This is a genomic window from Streptomyces lydicus (genome assembly GCF_001729485.1).
GTDB classification, from domain to species: domain Bacteria; phylum Actinomycetota; class Actinomycetes; order Streptomycetales; family Streptomycetaceae; genus Streptomyces; species Streptomyces lydicus_D.
This window is the reverse complement of record NZ_CP017157.1, coordinates 1,879,911-1,902,493: the sequence shown is the minus strand read 5'-3', so window position 1 is coordinate 1,902,493 and position 22,583 is coordinate 1,879,911. Positions and strand designations below refer to the sequence as shown.

Sequence of the window (22,583 nt, the reverse complement as noted above, 5' to 3'; positions counted from 1 at the left end):
CTGGTCTACAACGGTGCGTACGTCCACCGCGCAAGGAGGCCCGATGAGCCCCGTGACCCCGTACCCGCACCTGATGAGCCCGCTCGACCTCGGTTTCACCACGCTCCCCAACCGGGTGCTGATGGGGTCGATGCACATCGGCCTGGAGGAGGCGGAGAACGGGTTCGCGCGGATGGCCGCCTTCTACGCCGCCCGTGCGCGCGGCGGCGTCGGCCTGATGGTGACCGGCGGCATCGCGCCGAACGACGCGGGACGGCCGTACGAGGGCGGGGCGAAGCTCACCACCGAGGCGGAGGCGGCGCAGCACCGGACGGTGACCGACGCGGTGCACGCCGAGGGCGGCCGGATCGCGATGCAGATCCTGCACTTCGGGCGGTACGCGTACCACGCCGACCTGGTCGCGCCGAGCGCGCTGCAGGCACCGATCAGCCCGTTCACCCCGCACGCGCTCACCGACGACGAGGTCGAGCAGACCGTCGAGGACTATGTGCGGGCGGCCGAGCTGGCCCGGTCCGCCGGGTACGACGGCGTCGAGATCATGGGCTCCGAGGGGTACTTGATCAACGAGTTCATCGCCGGGGCGACCAACCACCGCACGGACCGGTGGGGCGGCTCGTACGAGAACCGGATGCGCTTCCCGCTGGAGATCGTCCGGCGGACCCGTGAACGGGTGGGCGAGGACTTCATCCTGATCTACCGGCTGTCGATGCTGGACCTCGTACCGGGCGGCTCGACGCTGGAGGAGGTCGTCGCGCTCGCCAAGGAGATCGAGGCGGCCGGGGCGACGATCATCAACACCGGGATCGGCTGGCACGAGGCCCGCATCCCGACCATCGTGACGTCGGTGCCGCGCGGGGCGTACACCTGGGTGACCAAGCGGCTGATGGGGGCGGTGACCGTCCCGCTGGTGACCAGCAACCGCATCAACACCCCCGAGGTGGCCGAGGAGCTGCTGGCCGACGGGCGGGCGGACATGGTGTCGCTGGCCAGGCCGTTCCTCGCCGACCCGGAGTTCGTGGTGAAGGCGGAGGAGGGGCGGGCCGCGGAGATCAACACCTGCATCGGGTGCAACCAGGCATGCCTCGACCACACCTTCAGCGGGAAGCTCACCTCGTGCCTGGTCAATCCGCGGGCCTGCCACGAGACCGAGCTGGTGCTCTCGCCGACCCGGCTGCGCAAGCGGCTCGCGGTGGTCGGCGCCGGCCCGGCCGGGCTCGCCTGTGCCGTCTCGGCGGCCGAACGCGGCCATGACGTCACGCTGTTCGACGCCGCGGCGGAGATCGGCGGGCAGCTCAACCTCGCCCGGCGGGTGCCGGGCAAGGAGGAGTTCGACGAGACGCTGCGCTACTTCCGCACCCAGCTCGCGCTGCGCGGCGTGACGGTCCGGCTGAACACGCAGGTCGCGGCCGGCGACCTCGACGGGTACGACGAGATCGTGGTCGCCACGGGCGTCACCCCGCGGGTCCCGGAGATCGAGGGGATCGACCACCCGAGCGTCGTCAGCTACCTCGACGTGCTGCGCGACGGCGCGGCGGTCGGCGAGCGGGTGGCGGTCATCGGGGCGGGCGGGATCGGCTTCGACATCGCGGAGTTCCTCACCGACGCCGGCGACGCGGCGAGCCAGGACCCCGAGGCGTACTTCCGCGCCTGGGGCGTGGACACCGCCTACGGCGAGCGCGGCGGGCTGCGCGCGCCCGAGCGGCCGAAGCCGCCGCGCCAGGTGCACCTGCTCCAGCGCAAGACGTCCAAGGTCGGCGCCGGGCTCGGCAAGACGACGGGCTGGATCCACCGCACCGAGCTCCGGCACCGCGGGGTGACCATGGTCGCCGGGGCGACGTACGAGCGGATCGACGACGCGGGGCTGCACCTGACGGTGGACGGTACGACCAGCGTGCTGCCGGTCGACACCGTGGTGCTGTGCACCGGCCAGGAGCCGCGCCGCGACCTCTACGAGGAGCTGCGGGCCGCGGGGCGCGCCGTGCACCTGATCGGCGGGGCGGACGTCGCCGCCGAGCTGGACGCCAAGCGCGCGATCAAGCAGGGCACGGAGCTCGCGGCGGCCCTGTGAGCCGCGGACGCCGGGTGGCCCGCGGTCGCGGTGCCTAGGATTCCTCCATGTCACTCCCGCACGCGATCCTCACCGCCCTGCTGGAAAAGCCGTCGTCGGGGCTGGAGCTGACCCGTCGCTTCGACCGGTCGATCGGCTACTTCTGGTCGGCGACGCATCAGCAGATCTACCGGGAGCTGGGGAAGCTGGAGCGGGCCGGGTTCATCCGGGCGCTGCCGTCCGAGCAGCCGGCCCGTGGGCAGAAGAAGGAGTTCGAGGTGCTGCCCGCGGGCCGCGCGGAGCTGACCGGCTGGGCGTCGGGCGAGCAGGAGTCCAAGCCCATCCGGGACGCGCTGCTGCTGCGGCTGCGGGCGGCCGCGGTGGTGGGGCGGACCGGTCTCGACGAGGAGCTGCGCCGTCATCTCGGCCTGCACCGGCGGCAGTTGGCGGAGTACGAGGAGATCGAGGGCCGCGACTTCGGGGCCGCGGCCGAGCCGGCGGACCGGCTGCGGCGGCTGGTGCTGCGGGCCGGCATCGGGCTGGAGACGTTCTGGGTGGCGTGGCTGGAGGAGGCGCTGGCCGAGGTCGAGGAGATGGCGGCCGGGGAGGACCCGGCGGGCACCGCGGACGCGGACGCGGGCGGGCGGCCCGGGGAGTGACCCCCGGGCCGCCCGCCCGCGTCCGCCGTGCGGGGCCGGCGCCGGTCGCCCGGCGCCGGCCGTCGGGCCGTCAGCAGTTGTCGTAGAGGAGTGTGCGCACGAGTCGGCAGGTCGTGTCGGAGGGGGCGTGGACGCCTATTTGGGCGGCGGTGTGCCGGATCTTGCGGTTGTGGGCCTGCTCGGGGCGGTAGACGCCGGTGTCCATCAGGGCTATGGCGAGCCGCATGGCCTTCAGGCGGCGGTTGTGGGATTCGTACCGCTCGCGCGGCCATCCCGCGGGCAGCGGCTTCTTGGGCAGCGGGTGGGCCGGGAGAGGCTTCGTCATGAGTGTGGCAGCGGCCATCGGCGACCTCCTGGAGCGTGGGAAAACCCTCACTGACTGGTTCCCATTCTACCGGCCACCACTGACAAAAGCCCCTGGCCAGGGGGGATTTGAACCCCCCTGGCCGGCCCTTCGACCGCCCCCGCGCGAGCCCCTGCCGACCCCCGTCCCGGCCCCCGCGGGCGGAGCGGTTCAGGCCCGCGCGGCGCCCGCCCGCAGCCGGGTCTTGTCGGGCTTGCCGGCGGGGGTCAGCGGGATCTCGTCGACGACGTGCACGGCGGCCGGGGCGTAGAGGGTGCCCTTGTGCTCGGTGACGAAGGCGCGCAGCGCGTCGGGGTCGGCCGGGTGCCCCGGGGCGGGCACCACCGCGGCGTGCACCTCCTCGCTGTCGTCGGCCCGGCGGACGCCGAAGACCGCGCAGTGGGCGACCGCGGGGTGGGTGTGCAGCAGGTCCTCGACCTCCGCCGGGTGGACGTGGCCGCCGACGACGATGATCAGGTCCTTGACCCGGTCGACGAGGTAGAGCCGGCCCTCCTCGTCCAGGCATCCGGCGTCGCCGGTGCGCAGCCAGCCGTCGCCGGTCAGCACCCGCGCGGTCAGCTCGGGCTGCTTCCAGTAGCCGGTCATCACGCCGGCGGAGCGCACGCAGACCTCGCCCTGCTCCCCCGTCGGCAGGTCCCGCCCGTCCGCGTCACGGATGGCGAGTTCGACGCCGGGCAGCGGGCGGCCGACGGTGATCCGGCCGCCGGGGCCGGTCGGGACGTGGTCCTCCGGGAGGGCCACGGTGAGCGACATCGCCTCGGACATGCCGTAGACGCCGTACAGCACCGGGCCGAAGACCTTGGCGGCCTCGGTCAGCCGCGACGGGGAGGCCACGCAACCGCCGTAGGTGATGCTGACCAGCGAGGTGAGGTCGGTGCCGGGCAGGGTGGGGTCGTCCAGGAGGCGGTAGAGGAGCGGGGGCAGCAGCCAGAGGTGGCTGATGCGGTCGCGGGCGACGGCGGCGAGCACCGCGGCGGGGTCGAAGGCGCGGTGCAGGACGACGGAGCCGCCCGACACGAGCGTCAGGTCGGTCAGCACCCCCGCCAGGTGGGCGAGCGAGGTGCAGGCGAGGAGGCGGGGCGGCTCCTCGCCGGCGACCGGCTGCTGGGCGAGCATCGCGGCGTACGCGGCGTGGCCCATCCGGACTCCCTTGGGAATGCCGGTCGTTCCGCCGGTGTGCCGGATGCACCAGTCGTCCTCGGGGCGGGCGGCGCTCGGCACGACGGGGGTGGCCGGCAGCGCCGCCGACTCCGCCAGCAGGTCGAGGCCGAGGGCGGGCGCGGGCGACGGGCCGAGGGTCATGACCTCGGGCTCCGGGCCGCGGATGAGCCGGAGCAGGTCCCGTGCGGTGGTGTGCAGAGCGGGGTCGACGAGGAGCAGCGCGGTGTCGGCGCTCTCGGTGATCCGGGCCAGGGGTTCGGCGGCCATGCCGTCGTAGAGGAGCACGATGCGGGCGCCGACGAGGTTGGCGGCGTAGCGGGCGGCGAGCACCTCGTGGCGGTTGCCGCTGAGGAGGGAGACGGTGCGGCCGCGGCCGATGCCGTGCGCGGCGAGCACCGCCGCCATGCGGTGGACGGTGGCGTGTAAGGCGCCGGCGGTGACCTCGGGGCGGGTGCCGGGGCCCGCCGCGGCGCCGGTGCCGGGGGGCGCGTCCGGGCCGGTCAGCACCGTACGGGCCGGGTCGCGGGCGAGGGCGGCGAGGACGGAGTCGACGTAGCTGGTGAATCCGGTGGCGGACGTCATGGCGCGGGGCTCCCTCGGTGCGGTGGCGGGCCGGCCGGCGGCCCGTTGACACCCTCGACGCTACGTCGCCCCGCTCACGGCCTCCATGACCAATTCCGTCATTCGCTCATGACCCGAGAGGCATGAGGGAGTCCAGGGACGCCTCCGCGGCGGCGAGGATCTCGGTGACCCGCAGGCCGAAGTGGACGTCGCAGGCGTTCGGCAGGCCGGTGCCGGCCGCGGCGAGCAGGGCGTCGACCGCGCGGTGGTAGGCCGCGTCGGCGCCCTGCTGCCGGCGGGGCAGGGCGGTGACGCCGGCGGTGCCGCGCAGGGTGACCTCGACGCCGGCCGCGGCGGGCGGCGCGGTCAGGCCGACCGTGGCCGAGCTGGCCGCGCCGCTGCTGTGCCGCATCGTCAGCAGCACCGTGTCGGCCGGCCCGCGGGCGGCGGTCACCGTCTCCGCGTCGCCGAGCACCGCGAGGAGGACGGACAGCACGTGCGGGCCGATGTCCCACAGGCCGCCCTTCTCCCGGCGCCAGGGCGAGTGGGCGTAGGGGCTGCTGGTGCCCTCGACGAAGACCGGGGCGAGCCAGTCGGCGTGCGCGGTGAACCAGCCGCCGGCGGCGGCCTGCGCGGCGATCCACTCGCCCTCCTCCTTGCCGAAGCGGGCGGTGAAGAAGACCACCGAGGCGACGCCGGCGCGGTCCGCGGCGTCGGCGACCGCGCGGGCCTCGGGCACGGAGGTGGCGACCGGCTTGTCCAGGAGGAGGTGGCAGCCGGCCTCGGCGGCGCGGACCGCCAACGGGCCCTGGACGGACGGCGGGAGGGCGAGCGCGACGGCGTCGCAGTCGGCGAACAGTTCCCCGGGGTCGGCGTACGGGCGGCTGTCGTGGGCCTGGGCGAGCGCGGCCGCGGCCTCCGCCCTGCGCCCCCAGACGCCGGCGAGGTCGACGCCGGGGTGGGCGGCGAGCGCGGGGGCGTGGACGCTGCGCGCCCAGGGGCCGGTACCGAGGAGTCCGATGCGCATGGTCGTCATGCGGTCAGTGTCTCGCGGGGCGCGCCGCGCACGGGGCAGCCGCCCGCCGCGGGCCGGCCGGGTAATCCATACGGCCGCGGAAGCCGCGCGGGTGAGTCGTCCGCCACACGGCAAGCGACAAACCGGTGCAGAACACCCCGCGCACGAGGGAGCAATCCTGGGTAAACAGGGCTCTTCGCCTTCGAAATGGCGGGATGTCCGGCTGAGTAACCTGCGGTTCACAAAAGAGCAACGGACGGGAAATGGCCCCTTGCCAGAGTGCGAACGTACGCCCGCACGCGTACCCGCACCTACCCGTATAAGAGGACCCCCGTGAGCATCAAGGCCGAGTACATCTGGATCGACGGCACGCAGCCGACCGCCCAGCTCCGCTCCAAGACGAAGATCCTGACGGACGCGAGCAAGCTGCCGCGCTGGGGCTTCGACGGGTCCAGCACCAACCAGGCCGAAGGCCACTCCTCGGACCTCGTCCTCGAACCGGTCTTCAGCTGCCCCGACCCGATCCGCGGCGGCGACCACCTGCTGGTGCTGTGCGAGGTGCTCAACACCGACCTGACCCCGCACTCCTCCAACACCCGTGCGCTGCTGCGCCCGGTGGCGGAGAAGTTCGCCGGCCAGGAGCCGATCTTCGGCATCGAGCAGGAGTACACCTTCCTCAAGGGCGAGCGTCCGCTCGGCTTCCCCGAGGGCGGCGGCTTCCCGGCCCCGCAGGGCGACTACTACTGCGGCGTGGGCGCCGACGCGATCTTCGGCCGGGAGATCGTCGAGAAGCACCTCGACCTGTGCCTGGCGGCCGGCCTCGGCCTGTCCGGCATCAACGCCGAGGTCATGCCCGGCCAGTGGGAGTTCCAGGTGGGCGCGCTGGCGCCGCTGGAGGTCTCCGACCACATGTGGGTGGCGCGCTGGCTGCTGCACCGGGTCGCCGAGGAGTACGGCGTCACCGCGTCGCTGGACGCCAAGCCGGCCAAGGGCGACTGGAACGGCGCGGGCGCGCACACCAACTTCTCCACCCGCGCCATGCGTGAGGGCTACGACGCGATCATCACCGCCTGCGAGGCGCTGGGCCAGGACGGCAAGCCGCTGGAGCACGTCCGCCAGTACGGCACCGGCATCGAGGACCGGCTGACCGGTGCGCACGAGACCGCGCCCTGGGACGAGTACAGCTACGGCGCCTCCGACCGCGGCGCCTCGGTGCGCATCCCCTGGCAGGTCGAGGTCGAGAAGAAGGGCTACATCGAGGACCGCCGGCCGAACGCCAACGTCGACCCGTACGTGGTCACCCGGCTGATCGTGGACACCTGCTGCACGGAGCTGGCGCGGCGCGAGCAGATCTGAGGCGGGTAACACCTGAACGGGGCCGGACCGGAGGGTCCGGCCCCGTTCGCGTGCCCTGCGCGGGCCGGGCCGGCGGCGGCCGGCCGCGGCGACCGGCACACTGGGCGGCATGCCCCCGCACCGCCACCCGAGGACTCCCCCGCTGCCCTGGGCCGCGCCGCTGTACGTCGGCGCGGTGCAGCTCGGCGCGTACGCCACCGGGCGGCTGCCGGCCGGGCGTCGCACGGAACTGCTGCGCGCGCACTCCACCAACGTCGCCAATCTGCGCGCCGGCCGGTGGGCGACCCTGCTCACCAGCGCGGCCTTCGTCGAGCGCCCGCTGACGCTGCCGTACGGCGCCGCGCTGCTCGCCGCGCTCGGCACGGCCGAGGCGCGTTGGGGCGCGCCCCGTGCGGCCGGGGTGTTCGCGTTCGGCCACACCGGAGCCAGCCTGCTGGTGTACGCGGGCCTGCGCGGCCGGGTGCGCACGGCCCCGCCGGACGCCACCGCCCGGGCCGTCGACGTCGGGGCCAGCTACGGCTTCCACGCCACGCTCGGCGCCCTCGCCGTGACGCTCCCGCACCGCGGCGCGCGGGCCGCCGCGACGGCCGGGCTGCTGGCCCTGGGGACGTATCCGGTGCTGCGCCGCGGGCGGACCTTCACCGACGCCGGCCATCTGGCGGCGCTCGCGCTCGGGATGGCCACGGGCCGCGGGATACGCGGGACGCGCGCGCCGCACGGGGCAGCGGTCAGCGGGCGGGCGGCCGGCGAGGCGACGCGGGGAACAGGCTGATCGCACCGCACGGTTCCGGCCACCGTCCACCCCTTGGACGCCCGGCCCCGCACCCCAACTCCGGTGTGCGCACGCCGAGTCGGAGGCCGATCACCCCTTGTCCCGCCGCCCGCCCGGGCCGTGGAGGGCCGAATCACGTCACACCGCCACCCGCACGAGGGACAGAACACCGACTGTCTGGTTCAATAGGGCCATGGCCAGCCTCACCGACACCGCGACAGGTCGCAGCGACCTGGAGCCTTTCTGGCCGTCCCGGCAGGCGCACGCGTTCGACCGTCTGTGTTGCCGCGCGCACTGAGCGCGGGCCCGCACCTCCCCCTCCGACGCCGCTGACCGGCGTCCCCAGCCCTGCCCGCGCGCACGACGTCCCCCGACGCCCCTCTGCGCGAAAGAGCTGACTCCCCATGACGAACGTCCGTACCCTCGCTGCCGGTTCCGCGACGGCTCCCGTTTCCCCCCTCACCACCCCACCCCCGCACCGGCACCGGCTGCGTGCCGTGGCGCCCGACGAGGCCCCGCTCGCCCCCGGCGCCGAGCCGGGCGGCGGCGCCGCACACCACGGGGCCCCACCGATCGCCGACCTGCTGGAATCCGGCGCGACCTGGATCCCGGCGCCCCAGCACAGCCTGCCCGCGCTGCCCGGCCGGCCGCCGATGGTCGGCTACTTCGTCCTGGTGCCCGCCGAGCAGGCCGCGGTCCCGCGGCCGGCCGCCGAGCCGTCGGTGCCCGCACCGACCGGCGACGCGATCGTCCGGATCGACCCCGAGCAGCGCACCGCACGGGTCCTGGACCGGCCGCTCGACCTGACGTACCTGGAGTTCGAGCTGCTGGCGCACCTGGTCGCGCATCCGCACCGGGTGCACACCCGCGACCAGCTCGTGACCACGGTGTGGGGCTACGGGCACGTCGGCGACGGCCGCACCGTCGACGTCCATGTCGCCCGGCTGCGCCGCAAGTTGGGCGTGGAGCACCGCGCGTCGATCGTGACGGTGCGCCGGGTCGGCTACAAGTACGTGCCGAGCGCCTGAGACCGGACGCCCCTCAGACGCCCTCCCGTTCCTCCCGGAGCGGGAGGGCGCCCGGGGCCCGCCGGTACAGCCAGCCCACCCCGCACGCCACCACCAGCCCCATGCCGGAGGCCAGCAGGGTCCCCGCCGCCGGGGAATCGGTGAGCGCCGCGCCGCCCAGGCCGCCGAGGGCCGTACTGCACAGCGCCCACAGCCCCGCGCCCACCGCGTCCAGCAGGACGAAGCGGCGCAGCGGGAAACGGACGCTCCCGGTGGACAGCGCGGAGACCACCCGGCCACCCGGCACGAAGCGGCCGGCGATGACGAGCAGCGCGGCGTGCCGCTCGACCGCGGCGCGGGCCCTGAGGTACCGGGCCCGGCCGCGTGCACCGCGCAGCAGCCGGGCGGTCGCTCGCGGGCCCGCGTACCGGCCCACGGTGTAGCCCAGGCAGTCGCCGGCCAGCGCCCCGGCCGCCGCGACGCCCGCCAGCAGGGCGAGCAGCGGCAGGTCGGGGCCGATGAGCACGGCGACCAGCAGGACGGTGGTCTCGCTCGGCATGAACGGCAGCAGCGCGTCGAGGCCGGACACCAGCAGCACCACGAGCCACAACCAGGGCGAGCCGAGCAGTCCTTGCAGCGGGCCGGCGAGCTGGTCCAGCTCGTCAAACATGGGCCGGCGCATCCCGTACGGGTGCCGCCACCGGGCGCGGCGGCACGCTCGTCGACGGCCGGCCGCCCAGCACCGCCCGGGCCGCCAGCGCCGCCAGCTCCCGCCGGTCCAGGCCCGGGTCCCGCCCCGCGGTGGTCAGCGCCGGATGCGCGGTGACCCGTACGGTCAGCGCGCGGGCCGCCAGCACCCGGCGCAGCGAGGCGAGGAAGGTGTCCTCGCCGCAGAAGGCCGCCACCGTGCTGGGCAGGCCCTGCTGGGTGTACGTGACGGTCACCGGCCGCACCGGCGCGCCCGCGTCGAGGGCGGCCTGGAAGGTGGCCCGGCGGAAGGCGCCCCGGTCGGCGGTGCACCAGGTGGTGGCCTGCGGGAAGACCGCCACCGAGCGCCCGGACGCCAGCAGGTCGGCCAACTCCCGGACGATATGCGGCAGTTTCCTCGGATCCGTACGGTCGATGAAGTGCGTACCGGCTCTGCGGGCCAGCCCGCCGACCACCGGCCAGCCGCCCACCTCGCGCTTGGCGAGCAGGGTGACCGGTTCCACGGCGAGCAGGGCCGGGATGTCGAGCCAGGAGATGTGGTTGACCACCAGCAGCGTGCCGGGCCCGCCGTCCGGGCAGGTGAGCGCACCGGTCCCGGGCGGGGGGCCGTCGAGGCTGATGCCCAGCGCGTCGAGCAGCGCGCCGGCGTGGGCCCGCAGCCGCGGCGGCTCGGCCATCCGCGCGCCGTCCGTCAACGCGCGGCGCACCCGGTGCGCGAACCCGGCGGAGCGCCGGACGACGCCGGTCGCCGGCAGGGGCGGCAGGGCGTGCGCGGCGCAGCCCGGGGTGCAGTCGGACCGGACGTCCCAGGGGCCGTTCACCGCTCCCCCAGGAAATAGCGCCGGTAGCGGTCGCCGAGCCGTTCCATGTCCAGGACGACGAAGAAGTCGGCGACGTCGAACTCGGGGTCGTGGGCGGGCGCGCCGCAGATGACCGCGCCGATCCGCAGGTAGCCGCGCAGCAGCGGCGGCAGCTGGGCTGCGCTGGGCCGCTCGGGCGCGGGGACGGTGGCCCGCCAGGGGCGGTGCGGGGTGACCCGGAGCTCGGCCGGGGCGGCGTAGCGGGTGCGGCCCAGCGCCCAGGCGTGGGCGGCGGCGGTCCCCCCGTCGGCGAGCGGCACGGAGGCGCAGCCGGCCAGATAGCGGTGGCCGGAGAGCAGCGTGTAACGGGCCAGCGCGGCCCACATCTGCGTCATCACCGCGCCGCCGCGGTGGTCGGGGTGGACGCAGGACCGGCCGGCCTCGATGAGCGAGGGCCGCAGCGGCGCCAGCGCCCCGAGGTCGAACTCGCCGTCGGAGTAGAGCCGGGAGCTGCGGCCGGGCGGCAGCAGCCGGTAGGTGCCGACGACCTCGCCGGTCGCGGTCCGGGTGACGACGAGGTGGTCGGCGAGCGCGTCGACGGCGTCGATGTCGTGGCCGGCCAGCGGGGTGTGCAGGGTCGCGCCCATCTCACCGGCGAAGACCTGGTGACGCAGACGCTGGGCGGCCCGGATCTGCTCGACGGTGTCGGCGATCCGCGCGGTGTAGCCGGAGTCGGCTGCGGCGGTGGGAGCGGGGACGGGGACGGACGCGGTCGTTGCCATGCTCATGGGAGCGCTCCATGGGGAGTGGGGAGGGACTGCCGGGGGCTGACCTGGCCCTTCTCTACGCGCCAGACTGTTCCCGGGCGCCCCGGCCGACCGCGTGAAGTGGAGGGGGCGCCCGGGTAATCCTCCGCGGAATTCTGTGCTTCCCACGTTGTCGGCTTTCCCGCCGTGGTTGTTGCTCGCCGTTGCGCTTTGCGGCGCCGCCGCACGTTGTCGGCTTTCCCGCCGTGCCTGCTGCTCGCCGTGGCGCCTGCGGCGGGCGTGGGTGGTCGGGTGCGGTGCCGCTCCTCCGGACTTCGTCCTGCGGCGCGTCCCCTCCCGTGAGTGGGTGGACAAAGACCGGTGGGGGCGGGCGTGATCATGCACGCTCGCCCCCACCGGCCTTCAACATTCCCTCCCACGGGAGGGGACGGACCGCAGGACGAAGTCCGGAGGGCCGGCACCGCACCCGACAACAACCCGGCCCGCCGCAGGCGCAACGGCGAACAACCGCCGCGGCGGGACGGAAAACAACGTGCGGGGCGCCGCAAAGCGCAACGGCGAGAAACCACCACGGCGGGAAAGCCAACAACGTGCGGGGCCGCCAGCGCAGCGCAACGGCGAGAAACCACCGCGGCGGGGAAGCCGACAACGTGGGAAGCTGGGCCCCATGGGCCTACCGTCGCGACGGGCGTTGTTGGGAACAGCAGGGGCGATCGCGGGTGCGATGCGTGCGGGGTCGGTGTTCGGCAGGAGCGCGTACGCCGCGGGCCGGGCGGAGGCCGGGGCGTGGGACACCGCGCCGGCGCGGGCGGCCCTGGAGCGGCTGCTGCCGGGGCACGCCGGGCAGTTCGTGCTGGTGCCGCTGGCCGGGGAGGGTGGTGCCGACCGCTTCCGGGTCTCGGGGGCGGAGGGGCGGATCACCGTGGCCGGGACCACCCCGGCGGTGCTGCTGACCGGCGTCAACTGGTACCTGAAGTACACCTGTCGGGCGCATCTTTCCTGGGCCGGGGAGCAGCTCCGGCTGCCCGCGCGGCTGCCCGCGCCGGACGCGCCCGTCGAGCGCGCCACCCCGCTGCCGCACCGCTTCGCCCTCAACGACACCCACGACGGCTACACCGCCCCGTACGCGAACTGGCCGCGCTGGGAGCGGCTGATCGACGTACTGGCGCTGCACGGGGTGAACGAGGTGCTGGTCACCCCGGGTGCCGAGGCCGTCTACCACCGGCTGCTGACCGGTTTCGGGTACTCCGACGCCGAGGCCCGCGGCTGGCTCCCGGCGCCGTCGCACCAGCCGTGGTGGCTGCTCCAGAACATGAGCGGCTACGGCGGGCCGGTGAGTACCGAACTGCTCGGCCGGCGCGTCGAGTTGGGGCGGAGGATCTGTGACCGGCTGCGGGCGCTGGGGATGCGTCCGGTGCTGCCCGGCTACTTCGGCACCGTCCCGGACGGATTCGCCGCCCGGAATCCCGGGGCCCGGACCGTTCCGCAGGGCACCTGGTCGGAGCTGAGGCGTCCGGACTGGCTCGATCCGCGGACGGAGGTCTTCGGCCGGGTCGCCGCCGCCTTCTACCGCCATCAGGAGCAACTCCTGGGCCCTGCACAGCACTTCAAGATGGATCTGCTGCACGAGGGCGGCGATCCGGGGGACGTTCCGGTGCCGGAGGCCGCGCGGGCGGTGGAGCGGGCGCTGCGCACCGCCCGGCCGGGCGCCACCTGGGTGATCCTGGGCTGGCAGAACAATCCGCGGCGCGATCTGCTGGACGCCGTCGACCACGACCGGATGCTGATCGTGGACGGGCTCAGCGACCTGGACGCGGTGACCGACCGGGAGCGGGACTGGGGCGGGGTGCCGTATGCCTTCGGGTCGATCCCCAACTTCGGCGGGCGCACCACGATCGGCGCGAAGACGCATGTCTGGGCCGAGCGCTTCACGGCCTGGCGTGACAAGCCGGGCAGCCGGCTCGTCGGCACCGCGTACCTGCCGGAGGCCGCCGAACGCGATCCGGCGGCCTTCGAGCTGTTCAGCGAACTGGCCTGGCGGGAGCGCCCGGTGGACCGCGCCGCGTGGTTCGACGGGTACGCCGAGCTGCGGTACGGCGGCCGCGACGGGCGGGCCCGGGACGCTTTCGCCGCGCTCCGCACGAGTGCGTACGAGATCGCCAGCAAGGACGGCCGGCCGCACGACTCGGTGTTCGCCGCCCGGCCCGACCTGGCGGCCCGGTCGGGCACCGTCTACGCCACCCACACCCCGGCGTTCGACCCGGCCGCCTTCGACACCGCGTTCGCCGCGCTGCTCGCCGTCCGGCCGGCGCTGCGCGGCAGCGACGCCTACCGGCACGACCTGACCGACGCCGCGCGGCAGGCGCTGGCGAACCGTTCCTGGCAGCTGATCGGGCAGCTGCAGGACGCCTACCGGCGCAAGGACCGGGCCGCCTTCGGTGCGCTGTCCGCGCTGTGGCTGCGGCTGATGCGGCTGAGCGAGGAGGTCACCGGGGCGCACCGGCAGTTCCTGCTCGGGCCGTGGCTGGCCGACGCCAGGGCGATGGCGTCCGGGCCCGGGGAGGCGGCGCAGCTGGAGCACAGCGCCCGGGCGCTGGTCACCACCTGGGCCGACCGGCCCACCGCCGACGGCGGCGCGCTCGCCAACTACGCCAACCGCGACTGGCACGGCCTGATCGGCGACGTGCACCTCCCGCAGTGGCAGGCGTATCTGGACGAGCTGGCGGACGCGCTGGCGGCGGACCGGCCGCCCCGGGCCTTCGACTGGTACGCCAGGGAGGAGACCTGGACCCGTGCGCGCGACGACTATCCGCTGCGGCCCACCGCCGAGGCGCACCGCACGGCGCAGCGGGTGCACGACGTTCTCGCCGCGGCTCCCTACCAGGGCACGGTGACGGTCACCGCCACCCCGGCCGGGCTGCCGCCGGGCGGCCGGGCCACCGTCGTCGCGGCGCTGCGGAACGTCAACGGGCTGCGTGCGACGGGCCGGGTCGACTTCGCGCTGCGCGGCGTGGACGCCACCGCCGTCGGCCCGGTGTCCCTGCCGTCCGTCCCGCCCGGCGGCACCGGCGAGGCCCGCTGGCGGGTCACCGCGCCGCCCGGCCCGCTGGACGTACCGCTGCGGCCGCTGCCGTACGACCTCACCGTGGACTACGGGCCGAGGGGGGAGAAACCGGTGCGGGCCGCCCGCTCCGGCACGCTCTTCGTGGCCGGGCCGCTGGCGCCGGGCCTGGAGTCGGTGACGACGAACGCGGCGGTGTTCGGGCAGCTGGACGACCGGTTCGCGATCAACGGCGCGGGCGCCGACCTGTGGAAGGCCACCGCGGAGTTCGGGGCGGTGTACCGGCCGGGCGCGCTGGCCGCCGGCGGCTCGGTGACGGTCGAGGTGACCCGGCAGGACGCCACCGGCCCCTGGGCCCGGGCCGGCATCGTCGTCCGCAACCGCCTCGCCGGCGGGGGCGGACCGGACGCCCTCGGCTTCCTCAACCTCTCGGTGACCCCCGCCAACGGCGTCGTGCTGTCGTACGACGCCAACGGTGACGGCACGCTGGACACCTACCGGCGGCTCACCGGCGGCACCGCGCCCGTTCTGCTGCGTCTGACGCGTGGCCCGGACGGCGGTACGTACACGGGGGCCTGCTCCACCGACGGCGGTGACAGCTGGCGGGAGGTCGGCACCGTGAGCGTCCCGGGAGCCGCCGTCCGCCAGGACGCCGGGCTGCACCAGTCGGCCGCCAACTCGGGTGCCGGGGACCGCGGTACGGCCGAGTTCCGCCGCTGGAAGGTCACCTGACCACCGCGTACGCTGACCGGCACGGCCCACGGCCGGAACGGACCACGAGCGAGGGGATCACGGTATGAGTGCCGCAGCTGAGAAGGAGTGGCTCTACGCCCTCGACATCTCCGACGCCACCTGGCAGCGGGCCCCCGGCGACGCCGAGGAGGCCGTGGAGATCGCTTTCCTGGAGCGCGGCGCGGTGGCGATGCGCAATTCCACCGAACCCGATGTGGTACTGCGCTACACGGAGGCGGAGTGGCGGGCCTTCGTGCTCGGCGCGCGGGACGGCGAGTTCGACCTCAAGCAGTAGACGGGGCACCGAAGTTGGTCGTGCGGCCACCGCGGCAGGCGTACCGCGGTGGCCGCTGACGTGTCCGGACACCGTGCCGTCACCCGTCAGGGCACGCGGGTGAGGGCCGGTGACCATCACAGGATTCACTCGTTTCACCGAACGTGAAACAGCAGCAGGCGACCTCCATGCGTCCGGACCGCCCCTCCCCCGGCGGCCTCGACGACTTCGGTGATGTCATCGACGTCGAGCAGGCCGAGGCGGCGCTGGTCGAGCACTACCCCCGGCTGGTCCGGCTGGCCTACCTCGTCCTGCCGGCCGGGCGGAGCCGCAGCCGCCGGGTGCTGGCCGCGCACGGGGTGGTGCAGCGCAGCCTGCCGCGCCAGCGCGCCGCCGCCCACGGGCCCGGCCTGCCCGCGCAGCGGGCCGGCCTCGGGGCGGCCATCGACCCGGGTTACGCCTTCGTGCGGCTGCGGGTGCTGCGCGCCGCGCTCGCCGCCGGCCGCACCCGCCGGCTGCCCGCGCCGCCGCCGCTGCTGCCCCAGGTGTGGGGGCTGCGGCTGTTCCCGCGGGCCGGCGGCGCCGATGAACTCGCCCTGGACCAGGCGCTGTCGGCGCTGTCGGCACCGGCCAGGGCGGCGTTCGTGCTGCGCGACCTGGAGCGGCTGAGCGCGCCGGAGGTCCGGCGGGTGCTGGAGGCCGCGGGGGTGGCGCACGCCCGGGAGGCACTGGAGGAGGCGGAGCAGGCCGAGACGCCGGCCGGCAGCCGGGACCGTTCGCTGCTGGAGTCGCCGGAGTTCGACCCGTGCGCGCTGCAGGCCCGGCCGACGGATCTGATCCGGCGGCGGCAGCACGGCCGGGCGGTGCTGGCGGCGGGCGTCGCGGTGCTGGTGTGCGGGGCGCTGCTGGGGATGCCGGGCGACGGCTGGGGCCCGGACGGCGCCGCCGCCCCGCCGTACGCCCGGAACCCGGCGGCCGAAGCGGCGCTGGATCCCGGCAGGTTGACGGTCACCTCGGCGACCGCCTGGAAGACCGCCGCCCGGCAGGACTTCACCGCCTGGCCGGCCCGCGGGGACCGGATCCACGACCGGGCGCTGCTGCGCCGTGCGCTGGCCGTGTGGGCCAGGCCGGGCGCCGGTGTCCAGGTCTCGGCGACGCCCGGCACCCCGGCCGGTCCGGCCGCCGGGCCCGCCCAGTTGCTGTTCGCGGGCGTGGTGGACCACGCGGTCGTGGTGATCTTCCATGACGGCCTGCGGGTGGTGCGCTACGCGGAGGCGGCGGACGGCGAGGGCCAGGCCGACGGGACGGGCGCGGCGCTGGACTTCGCCCGGACCGACGGCGCGGCGGCGGACTCGGCGAACGCGCTGGTGGCGGGCCGTACGCAGGGCAACGTCCGCTATCTGACCGCGCCCTGGGTGACGTCGGCGCGCCTTGTCGACCTGCTGAAGCCGGACGCCGCGGGGCAGCCGGCGCCGATCGACGCGAACGGGCTGACCGGGCCGGTGCCCATGCCGCAGGCCGCCGACACCTGCACCGGCTGGCCGGCGCTGCGCATGGGCGGCCGCCTGCTGACGGATCTCGGTGAGCTGACCCCGGCCCGGCTGACGTACGGCTCCCCGCGCCGGCCGGGCGAGGTGCGCTCCCGGCAGGCCAGGACGGCCTGGGCACGTACCGCCTGCCAGCTCGCGACGGTCCGCGGGCAGGGCGTGCGGACGGTGAACGCCTGGAAGTTCGCCGAGCAGCCGCTGCCGGAGGGGGCGGGCGGCGCGGCGTGGCTGTGTACCCGCGCGGAGACCTGGCGCGGTGCGGGCAGCCGGACGACGGCGCAGATCCAGGCGCCGGCACCGAGCGGGCAGCCGTACGCGTCCGGGGCGGTGGTGGCCCGTGCCGACGGCGGTACGGCCTGCGGGCCGCGGGCGCCGAAGGCGCTGGCCGGGGTGTTGTGGAAGTCGCCGGCCGGCTCGTGGTGGCTGCTGGCGGCGGGCAGCGGGCAGGTCACGTCGATCACCGCGACGGGCGGGGTGCGGGGCCGGGCGCCCGGCCGGCTGCTGTCGCTCCCGGCGAAGGCGGGTGACCGGGCGGAGCTGGCGGGGCGGCTGGCGAACGGCGGGACGGTCGAGGCGCTGCGGTAGCGGGGCGCGCCGTCAGGGGTGTCGTGCGGCGGGGCTCCTGACGGCGGGGCCGGCGGCGGGGCCGGGGCGGCAATTTTCGCCGTCCGAGGGGTACCGGCATTCCTTACCCGCCAGTACATTGACGCCATGTCTAATACGGCCTCGTTGCGGCCCCAGCCGGCCGCGTCCGAGCACACCCCGCTGAAGGCCCGCAACGTCGCCTTCGACTGGGCGGACACCCCACTGCACTGGATTCCCGGCGACCCCGCCAGCAGCCACACGATCAATGTGCTGCACCTGCTGCTGCCGGCCGGCGAGCGCTGGTTCGTGCACGTCTACAAGCAGGTGCTGCCGGCCATCCGCGATCCGCAACTGCGCGCGGACGTCCTCGGGTTCATCGGGCAGGAGGCGATGCACTCGCAGGCGCACGACGACGTGCTGCCGCACCTGGCGGCGCAGGGCCTCGACCCGACCCCGTACACCGCGCAGGTGGACTGGTTCTTCGAGAAGCTGCTCGGCGACCGCACCCTGCCGCCGGGCCGGGCGCGGCAGTGGTGGCTGCTGGAGCGGGTGGCGCTGATCGCCGCGATCGAGCACTACACCGCGTTCCTGGGCGACTGGGTGCTCAACGCCGGGGCGCTGGACGCCCGGGGCGCCGATCCGACGATGCTCGACCTGCTGCGCTGGCACGGCGCCGAGGAGGTCGAGCACCGCTCGGTCGCCTTCGACCTGTTCGTGCACCTCGACGGCGGCTACCGGCGGCGGGTGCGGACCTGGGCCACCGCGTTCAGCGCGCTGGTGTTCCTGTGGCAGCGCGGCGTCCGGTTCTTCATGGAGCACGACCCCACGCTGCTCGACGGCCGGGCGCGGTTCCGGGAGTTCCTGCGCGGCGGACGGGAGGGCGTGCTGCCCACCGCGGGCGCCATGGCACGCTCCGTCCCGCAGTACCTGAGCCATGCGTACCACCCCTCGCGGCACGGCAGCACCGCGCAGGCCGCCGCCTACCTCGCCGGATCGCCCGCCGCGACCGCGGCCGAGGCCCGTACGAGCGGAGGTGCCTGAGATGCCCCGGATCCGCACCGTAGTGGCCGTCGGCGCGGCGGCGCTGGTCGTCCGGCGGGCGCTGCGCCGCCGGGTGCGGGCGTCGCCGCTGTGGCCGATGCCGGCACTGGCCGAACCGGTCTCCGGCCGGGGCCGGCACGGCTCGGGCCGCGCGGTGACCCGGCGGTTGACGGTGGTGGAACGTACGGAGGAGGCCGAGGGCGTGGTGCGGCTGCGCCTGGAGGGCGCGGGGCTGCCGGGGTGGGAGCCCGGCGCGCACCTCGACCTGGTGCTGCCGTCGGGGACGGTGCGCCAGTACTCGCTGTGCGGGGACCCCGCGACGCCCGGTTCGTACACCGTCGCCGCCCGGCTGATCGAGGACGGCCGGGGCGGTTCGCGGGAGGTGCACGAGCAGCTGCACGAGGGCACCGAGGTGGAGGTCCGCGGGCCGCGCAACCGCTTCCCGCTCCGCGCCGGCCCCGCGTACGTCTTCGTCGCGGGCGGCATCGGCATCACCCCGATCCTGCCGATGGTGCGGCAGGCCGAGCGGGAGGGGGTGCCGTGGCGGCTGCTGTACGGGGGGCGTTCGCGGGCCTCGATGCCGTTCCTGGCGGAGATCGAGAAGCTGGCGGGGGCCGGCGCGGACCGGGTGACGGTGGTCGCCGAGGACCAGGACGGCCGCCCCGACCTGGCGGCGCTGCTCGCCGGTGCGCCGCCGCACGCGGCGGTGTACTGCTGCGGCCCGGAACCGCTGATGGACGCGGTGGCGGCGCTGCTGCCGGCGGGCCCCGAGGGCCTGACGCTGCACACCGAGCGCTTCGCCCCGGCCGCCCCCGAGGCCGCCGGCGAGAACGTGCCGTTCGAGGTGGAGCTGCGCCGCTCCGGCCGCACGGTCGAGGTGGCCGCGGACACCAGCGTGCTGCGGGCGATCCGCGAGCAGGCGCTGCCGGATCTGCCGTACTCCTGTGAGCGGGGGTTCTGCGGCACCTGCCAGCAGCGGGTGCTGGCCGGCGAGGTGGATCACCGCGACGAGCTGCTGACCGACGCCGAGCGCGCCGACTCCCTGCTGATCTGCGTCTCCCGGGCGCGGGGCGGCACCGGGCTGGTGCTGGATCTGTGATTCCGTGGCGCGCCCCGGGTCGTTATGGTGGCCGCATGACGACCGGGGCGCGCCGCAGGATGGGCGTCGAGGAACGACGCGATCAGCTGATCGCGGTCGCCCTCGACCTCTTCAGCCACCGCTCCCCCGACGACGTGTCGATCGACGAGATCGCCGAGGCGGCCGGCATCTCGCGGCCGTTGGTCTACCACTACTTCCCGGGCAAGCAGCAGCTGTACGAGGCCGCGCTGCGGCGGGCCGCCGAGGAGCTGACCGCCCGGTTCGTCGAGCCGCACGAAGGCCCGCTCGGCGCCCGCCTGTTGCGGGTGATGGAACGGTTCTTCGACTTCGTCGACGAGCACGGCCCCGGCTTCTTCGCGCTGATGCGCGGCGGGCCGGCCATCGGCTCGACGCGGACCGGCGCGATGATCGACGGTGTCCGCCAGGCCGCGTACGAGCAGATCGTCGCCCACCTCGGTGTCCCCGCGCCCGCCCCGCGGCTGCAGCTGGTGGTGCGCTCGTGGATCTCCCTGGCCGAGACCACCGCGCTGCTGTGGCTGGACGGGCGCCGCATTCCCCGGGCGGAGCTGGAGCGCCAGCTCGTGCACGACTTCGCGGCGCTGGCGGCGGTGAGCGCCGCGTACGACGACGAGATGGCCGGGGTGGTCCGCCGGATGCTGGCCGACGAGCCGGCGGACGGGATGTTCGCGGACCTGGTGGGGCGGCTGCTGACGCTGCCGCAGCCGGTCTAGGCCGGGTCCAGCAGGACGGCACCCCTGGCGGGCGGCGCGCGGCGGGCCGCCCGGCAGGTGTCCCGGGCGGCCCGCGGGTGTCTCGCGGAGGGGGTCTAGGCACCGCCCGTGAGGCTGGCGAACACCACCACGTTGTCGGGGTAGTAGTGCTTGCCCTGGTCGTAGTCCCCGCCGCAAGTGATCAGGCGCAGCCCGGCGTGGTCGAGGTTCTTGTACACCTCCAGCGTGGGGAACTTGTTCTTCGGGTACGTGGCGATGCGGTCGACGGTGAACTTCGCGGTGCGGCCGTCCTGCCGGGCGACCTCGATGGTGTCTCCCCGCTTCATCGACGACAGCCGGTGGAACACCGACGGGGTGCCGTTCCAGGTGACGTGGCCCGCGATGACCGCCGGGCCCTTGGCCCCCGGTGTCGGTCCGGGCCCGTACCAGCCCGCCTTGGCCGGGTCGCGGGGGGTCTCCATGCTGCCGTCCGCGTGCTGTCCCAGCGTCTCCAGCGTGGAGGACACGTGCAGCGAGGGGATGGTGAGCCGCATCGGGACGGACGCCGGCATGCTCGCGGCGGACGCGCCGCCGGAGCCGTCCGCCGCGGACGCCCCGTCGTGGGCCGGCTGGCCGCCCTGGCCCTGCTGCCCGGCGGGGAGCGACTGCGGCGCCGCCGGGGCCTGTTCCCCGCATCCGGCGACGAGCGCGGCCACCGCGGCGACCGCGCACACCCAGCCGGTGACGCGGCCCGCGCCGCGGGCGCTCACGCGGCGGCCCCGCTGTTCCCGCCGCGGCCGGCGGCGGGCAGGGACCGGCGGCGGCGCAGGACGACCAGGGCGCCGGTCGCCGCCGCGGCGAGGCCGCCGGCGACGAGTGCCGCGGCCGGCACTCCGGTGCCCGGGGCGGCGCCGTCCACCGGCCCCGTCCCGGTCTCCACCCCGCCGACCGGGATGGACCCCACCGCGGCGCCCTGGACCTCACCGCAGTCGGTCGGGGCGGTGGCCTCCTGCGGGAGTTTGGGGTCGAGTTCGCTCTTGCCGGCGCCGTCGAAGTCGTACTTCTTGTTGCCGTTGCGGTCGATGCCGTGCTGCACGATGTGCAGGTCCTTGATGTGGTCGACCACGGCCTGGGAGACGGTCAGTGTGCGCTCGTAGGAGAGCTTGCCCTGGGCGTCCGCCACCGGCATCCGGTCCACGGCGAGCGCGCTGTCCATGGCGTCGGTGGAGCCGCTGGTGGTCAGGGAGATGTTGATGTTTCCGTAGTCGACGGTGGCTTCGGTGTTGTCGATGACGCCGTCGCCGTTGGTGTCGGCGCTCGGGTCCGGGCAGTGGAAGTCGTGCCCGTCGGTGGAGCCGTGCAGGTGCTGGGCGTGCGGCTGCCCCGGCACGAGCCCCTCGGACTCGATCTTCACGGTCAGCTGGTTGCCCTTCAGGCTGAGCATGGCGACGCCCTTCGAACCGGAGTTGTTCAGCTGCGCCAGGTTGATCTGGTAGGCGCCGTTTCCGTCGGCGGTGGCCGGGGACGCGAGGGCCACGGTGAGGGCGAGGGCGGCCGGGAGAGCGGCGAGGGCGGCGCGGCGGCTGGTGTGCTCGGGTATCACGTGCGGTCCTTTCCGGCGGCCTCGTGACGGGAGGGCCGCAGGTCATCCGGGTGCGAAGCGACACCTCGGCGAGATGTCGCCCCGTATTCGGAGCACCGGTGCCGCGGGGACGGGTCGTGCGGGAAATTTGTCACCACGGCACAATTCCGGGCATGGACACGATCACTTTCCGGCTCGCCGGGGACGGCGCCGACGTGGCGGTGCTGGTGGGGCTGTACGACGCCGCGGCGCGCTGGATGCAGGCGTCGGGTATCGCGCAGTGGCAGCCCGGCGGCAAGAGCGAGGAGCACTTCCGGTTGCGGATGAAGGAGGGGGAGGTGTGGCTGGCCGAGGCCGGCGGGCGGACCGCGGGGGCCTACGAGCTGTGGTGGGACGACGAGCCCGCGTGGGGGCCGCAGCCGCCGGTGGCGGGGTACGTGCACCGGCTGATGGTGGACCGGGAGCGGGCGCCGGCGGGCACCGGCCGGGCGATCCTGGCGCACGCCGAGCGGCGGATCGCCGAGGCGGACCGGGAGTGGGCGCGGCTGGACTGCCTCGCGAGCAACCCGCGGCTGCGTACGTACTACGAGGGCGCCGGGTACACAGTCGTCGGGGAACAGTCCGGCAAGCAGGACGAGGACAACGGCGGCAGCCCGTACGCCGTCACCCTCCTCGAAAAGCGACTGAGCCGGCAGCGCGTGTCCTGACCGGCCCGGGCCGGCGGGCACGGGAACA

20 protein-coding genes are annotated in these 22,583 nt (G+C 75.2%); 12 read left to right on the top strand and 8 right to left on the bottom strand.

The features are described from left to right. The first annotated feature begins 52 nt into the window (after positions 1–52). Both SL103_RS08210 and SL103_RS08205 read left to right on the top strand, forming a co-directional pair. Complete coding sequence (locus tag SL103_RS08210; RefSeq protein ID WP_069573533.1) at positions 53–2,068, top strand: NADPH-dependent 2,4-dienoyl-CoA reductase; 2,016 nt, start codon at positions 53–55, stop codon at positions 2,066–2,068. Between the two features lie 47 nt (positions 2,069–2,115). Next, positions 2,116–2,706, top strand: a complete 591-nt coding sequence (locus tag SL103_RS08205; protein ID WP_069568075.1) for a PadR family transcriptional regulator — start codon at positions 2,116–2,118, stop codon at positions 2,704–2,706. A 70-nt stretch (positions 2,707–2,776) separates the two neighbouring features. On the opposite strand, the gene SL103_RS08200 is transcribed toward SL103_RS08205, so the two are convergent. The 3 genes from SL103_RS08200 to SL103_RS08190 all read right to left on the bottom strand — a co-directional run bounded on the left by SL103_RS08200 (position 2,777) and on the right by SL103_RS08190 (position 5,828). Further along, a complete protein-coding gene (locus SL103_RS08200; protein ID WP_069568074.1) occupies positions 2,777–3,049 on the bottom strand; it encodes a hypothetical protein in 273 nt (90 codons plus the stop codon). A 171-nt stretch (positions 3,050–3,220) separates the two neighbouring features. Then, positions 3,221–4,813, bottom strand: a complete 1,593-nt coding sequence (locus SL103_RS08195) for an AMP-binding protein (protein WP_069568073.1) — start codon at positions 4,811–4,813, stop codon at positions 3,221–3,223. Between the two features lie 106 nt (positions 4,814–4,919). Then, a complete protein-coding gene (locus SL103_RS08190; protein WP_069568072.1) occupies positions 4,920–5,828 on the bottom strand; it encodes a Gfo/Idh/MocA family protein in 909 nt (302 codons plus the stop codon). Positions 5,829–6,140: 312 nt separating this feature from the next. Here SL103_RS08190 and glnII point away from each other — a divergent pair, with 312 nt between their 5' ends. From glnII to SL103_RS08175, 3 genes are all read left to right on the top strand, one after another. Continuing rightward, positions 6,141–7,163, top strand: a complete 1,023-nt coding sequence (glnII, locus tag SL103_RS08185) for a glutamine synthetase (protein WP_069568071.1) — start codon at positions 6,141–6,143, stop codon at positions 7,161–7,163. Positions 7,164–7,272: 109 nt separating this feature from the next. Further along, positions 7,273–7,935: a rhomboid-like protein gene (locus SL103_RS08180; RefSeq protein WP_244303870.1), complete on the top strand. Its 663-nt coding sequence runs from the start codon at positions 7,273–7,275 to the stop codon at positions 7,933–7,935. A 404-nt stretch (positions 7,936–8,339) separates the two neighbouring features. After that, positions 8,340–8,963, top strand: a complete 624-nt coding sequence (locus SL103_RS08175) for a winged helix-turn-helix domain-containing protein (protein ID WP_069568070.1) — start codon at positions 8,340–8,342, stop codon at positions 8,961–8,963. A 13-nt stretch (positions 8,964–8,976) separates the two neighbouring features. Here SL103_RS08175 and SL103_RS08170 read toward each other — a convergent pair whose 3' ends face one another. From SL103_RS08170 to SL103_RS08160, 3 genes are read right to left on the bottom strand one after another with little or no spacing between them, the layout of a single operon-like run. Beyond that, a complete protein-coding gene (locus tag SL103_RS08170; protein WP_079145634.1) occupies positions 8,977–9,612 on the bottom strand; it encodes a DedA family protein in 636 nt (211 codons plus the stop codon). Further along, complete coding sequence (locus tag SL103_RS08165) at positions 9,605–10,471, bottom strand: lysophospholipid acyltransferase family protein (protein ID WP_069568069.1); 867 nt, start codon at positions 10,469–10,471, stop codon at positions 9,605–9,607. The genes SL103_RS08170 and SL103_RS08165 overlap by 8 nt, the downstream gene beginning before the upstream one ends. Next, complete coding sequence (locus SL103_RS08160; RefSeq protein ID WP_069568068.1) at positions 10,468–11,238, bottom strand: GNAT family N-acetyltransferase; 771 nt, start codon at positions 11,236–11,238, stop codon at positions 10,468–10,470. The genes SL103_RS08165 and SL103_RS08160 overlap by 4 nt, the downstream gene beginning before the upstream one ends. 646 nt (positions 11,239–11,884) lie before the next feature. On the opposite strand from SL103_RS08160, the gene SL103_RS08155 reads away from it, so the two are divergent. The 6 genes from SL103_RS08155 (at position 11,885) to SL103_RS08130 (ending at position 20,287) form a co-directional block, all read left to right on the top strand. Further along, complete coding sequence (locus SL103_RS08155) at positions 11,885–15,010, top strand: alpha-N-acetylglucosaminidase TIM-barrel domain-containing protein (protein WP_069568067.1); 3,126 nt, start codon at positions 11,885–11,887, stop codon at positions 15,008–15,010. 64 nt (positions 15,011–15,074) lie between these two features. After that, complete coding sequence (locus SL103_RS08150) at positions 15,075–15,305, top strand: DUF397 domain-containing protein (protein WP_069568066.1); 231 nt, start codon at positions 15,075–15,077, stop codon at positions 15,303–15,305. Positions 15,306–15,472: 167 nt separating this feature from the next. Further along, entirely contained in the window at positions 15,473–17,416 is a 1,944-nt protein-coding gene (locus SL103_RS08145) for a hypothetical protein (protein WP_069573531.1), read from the top strand. A gap of 126 nt (positions 17,417–17,542) precedes the next feature. Further along, positions 17,543–18,457 (top strand): metal-dependent hydrolase, encoded by a 915-nt coding sequence (locus SL103_RS08140; protein ID WP_069568065.1) that lies wholly within the window; start codon positions 17,543–17,545, stop codon positions 18,455–18,457. A 1-nt stretch (position 18,458) separates the two neighbouring features. After that, a complete protein-coding gene (locus SL103_RS08135) occupies positions 18,459–19,556 on the top strand; it encodes a PDR/VanB family oxidoreductase (RefSeq protein ID WP_069568064.1) in 1,098 nt (365 codons plus the stop codon). 35 nt (positions 19,557–19,591) lie between these two features. Next, the gene (locus SL103_RS08130) at positions 19,592–20,287 is read left to right on the top strand and encodes a TetR/AcrR family transcriptional regulator (protein ID WP_079145633.1); all 696 of its coding nucleotides are present in this window, start codon (positions 19,592–19,594) and stop codon (positions 20,285–20,287) included. 95 nt (positions 20,288–20,382) lie between these two features. Here SL103_RS08130 and SL103_RS08125 read toward each other — a convergent pair whose 3' ends face one another. Beyond that, positions 20,383–21,036 (bottom strand): class F sortase, encoded by a 654-nt coding sequence (locus tag SL103_RS08125; RefSeq protein ID WP_069568062.1) that lies wholly within the window; start codon positions 21,034–21,036, stop codon positions 20,383–20,385. Next, the gene (locus SL103_RS08120; RefSeq protein ID WP_069568061.1) at positions 21,033–21,869 is read right to left on the bottom strand and encodes a hypothetical protein; all 837 of its coding nucleotides are present in this window, start codon (positions 21,867–21,869) and stop codon (positions 21,033–21,035) included. Before SL103_RS08120 ends, SL103_RS08125 begins: the two co-directional genes overlap by 4 nt. 152 nt (positions 21,870–22,021) lie before the next feature. Between SL103_RS08120 and SL103_RS08115 the strand changes: the two genes are divergently transcribed. After that, on the top strand, positions 22,022–22,555 hold the full coding sequence (locus SL103_RS08115; RefSeq protein WP_069568060.1) for a GNAT family N-acetyltransferase: 534 nt from the start codon (positions 22,022–22,024) through the stop codon (positions 22,553–22,555). Positions 22,556–22,583 lie beyond the last annotated feature (28 nt).

Bases quoted from the DNA above. Each gene is read 5' to 3' on its own strand.
- SL103_RS08170 (WP_079145634.1), bottom strand. From the start codon at position 9,612: ATGTTTGACGAGCTGGACCAGCTCGCCGGCCCGCTGCAAGGACTGCTC.
- SL103_RS08175 (WP_069568070.1), top strand. From the start codon at position 8,340: ATGACGAACGTCCGTACCCTCGCTGCCGGTTCCGCGACGGCTCCCGTT.
- SL103_RS08190 (WP_069568072.1), bottom strand. From the start codon at position 5,828: ATGACGACCATGCGCATCGGACTCCTCGGTACCGGCCCCTGGGCGCGC.
- SL103_RS08195 (WP_069568073.1), bottom strand. From the start codon at position 4,813: ATGACGTCCGCCACCGGATTCACCAGCTACGTCGACTCCGTCCTCGCC.
- SL103_RS08135 (WP_069568064.1), top strand. From the start codon at position 18,459: ATGCCCCGGATCCGCACCGTAGTGGCCGTCGGCGCGGCGGCGCTGGTC.
- SL103_RS08140 (WP_069568065.1), top strand. From the start codon at position 17,543: ATGTCTAATACGGCCTCGTTGCGGCCCCAGCCGGCCGCGTCCGAGCAC.
- SL103_RS08200 (WP_069568074.1), bottom strand. From the start codon at position 3,049: ATGGCCGCTGCCACACTCATGACGAAGCCTCTCCCGGCCCACCCGCTG.
- SL103_RS08145 (WP_069573531.1), top strand. From the start codon at position 15,473: ATGCGTCCGGACCGCCCCTCCCCCGGCGGCCTCGACGACTTCGGTGAT.
- SL103_RS08115 (WP_069568060.1), top strand. From the start codon at position 22,022: ATGGACACGATCACTTTCCGGCTCGCCGGGGACGGCGCCGACGTGGCG.
- SL103_RS08150 (WP_069568066.1), top strand. From the start codon at position 15,075: ATGAGTGCCGCAGCTGAGAAGGAGTGGCTCTACGCCCTCGACATCTCC.
- SL103_RS08180 (WP_244303870.1), top strand. From the start codon at position 7,273: ATGCCCCCGCACCGCCACCCGAGGACTCCCCCGCTGCCCTGGGCCGCG.
- SL103_RS08130 (WP_079145633.1), top strand. From the start codon at position 19,592: ATGACGACCGGGGCGCGCCGCAGGATGGGCGTCGAGGAACGACGCGAT.
- SL103_RS08205 (WP_069568075.1), top strand. From the start codon at position 2,116: ATGTCACTCCCGCACGCGATCCTCACCGCCCTGCTGGAAAAGCCGTCG.
- SL103_RS08155 (WP_069568067.1), top strand. From the start codon at position 11,885: ATGGGCCTACCGTCGCGACGGGCGTTGTTGGGAACAGCAGGGGCGATC.
- SL103_RS08160 (WP_069568068.1), bottom strand. From the start codon at position 11,238: ATGAGCATGGCAACGACCGCGTCCGTCCCCGTCCCCGCTCCCACCGCC.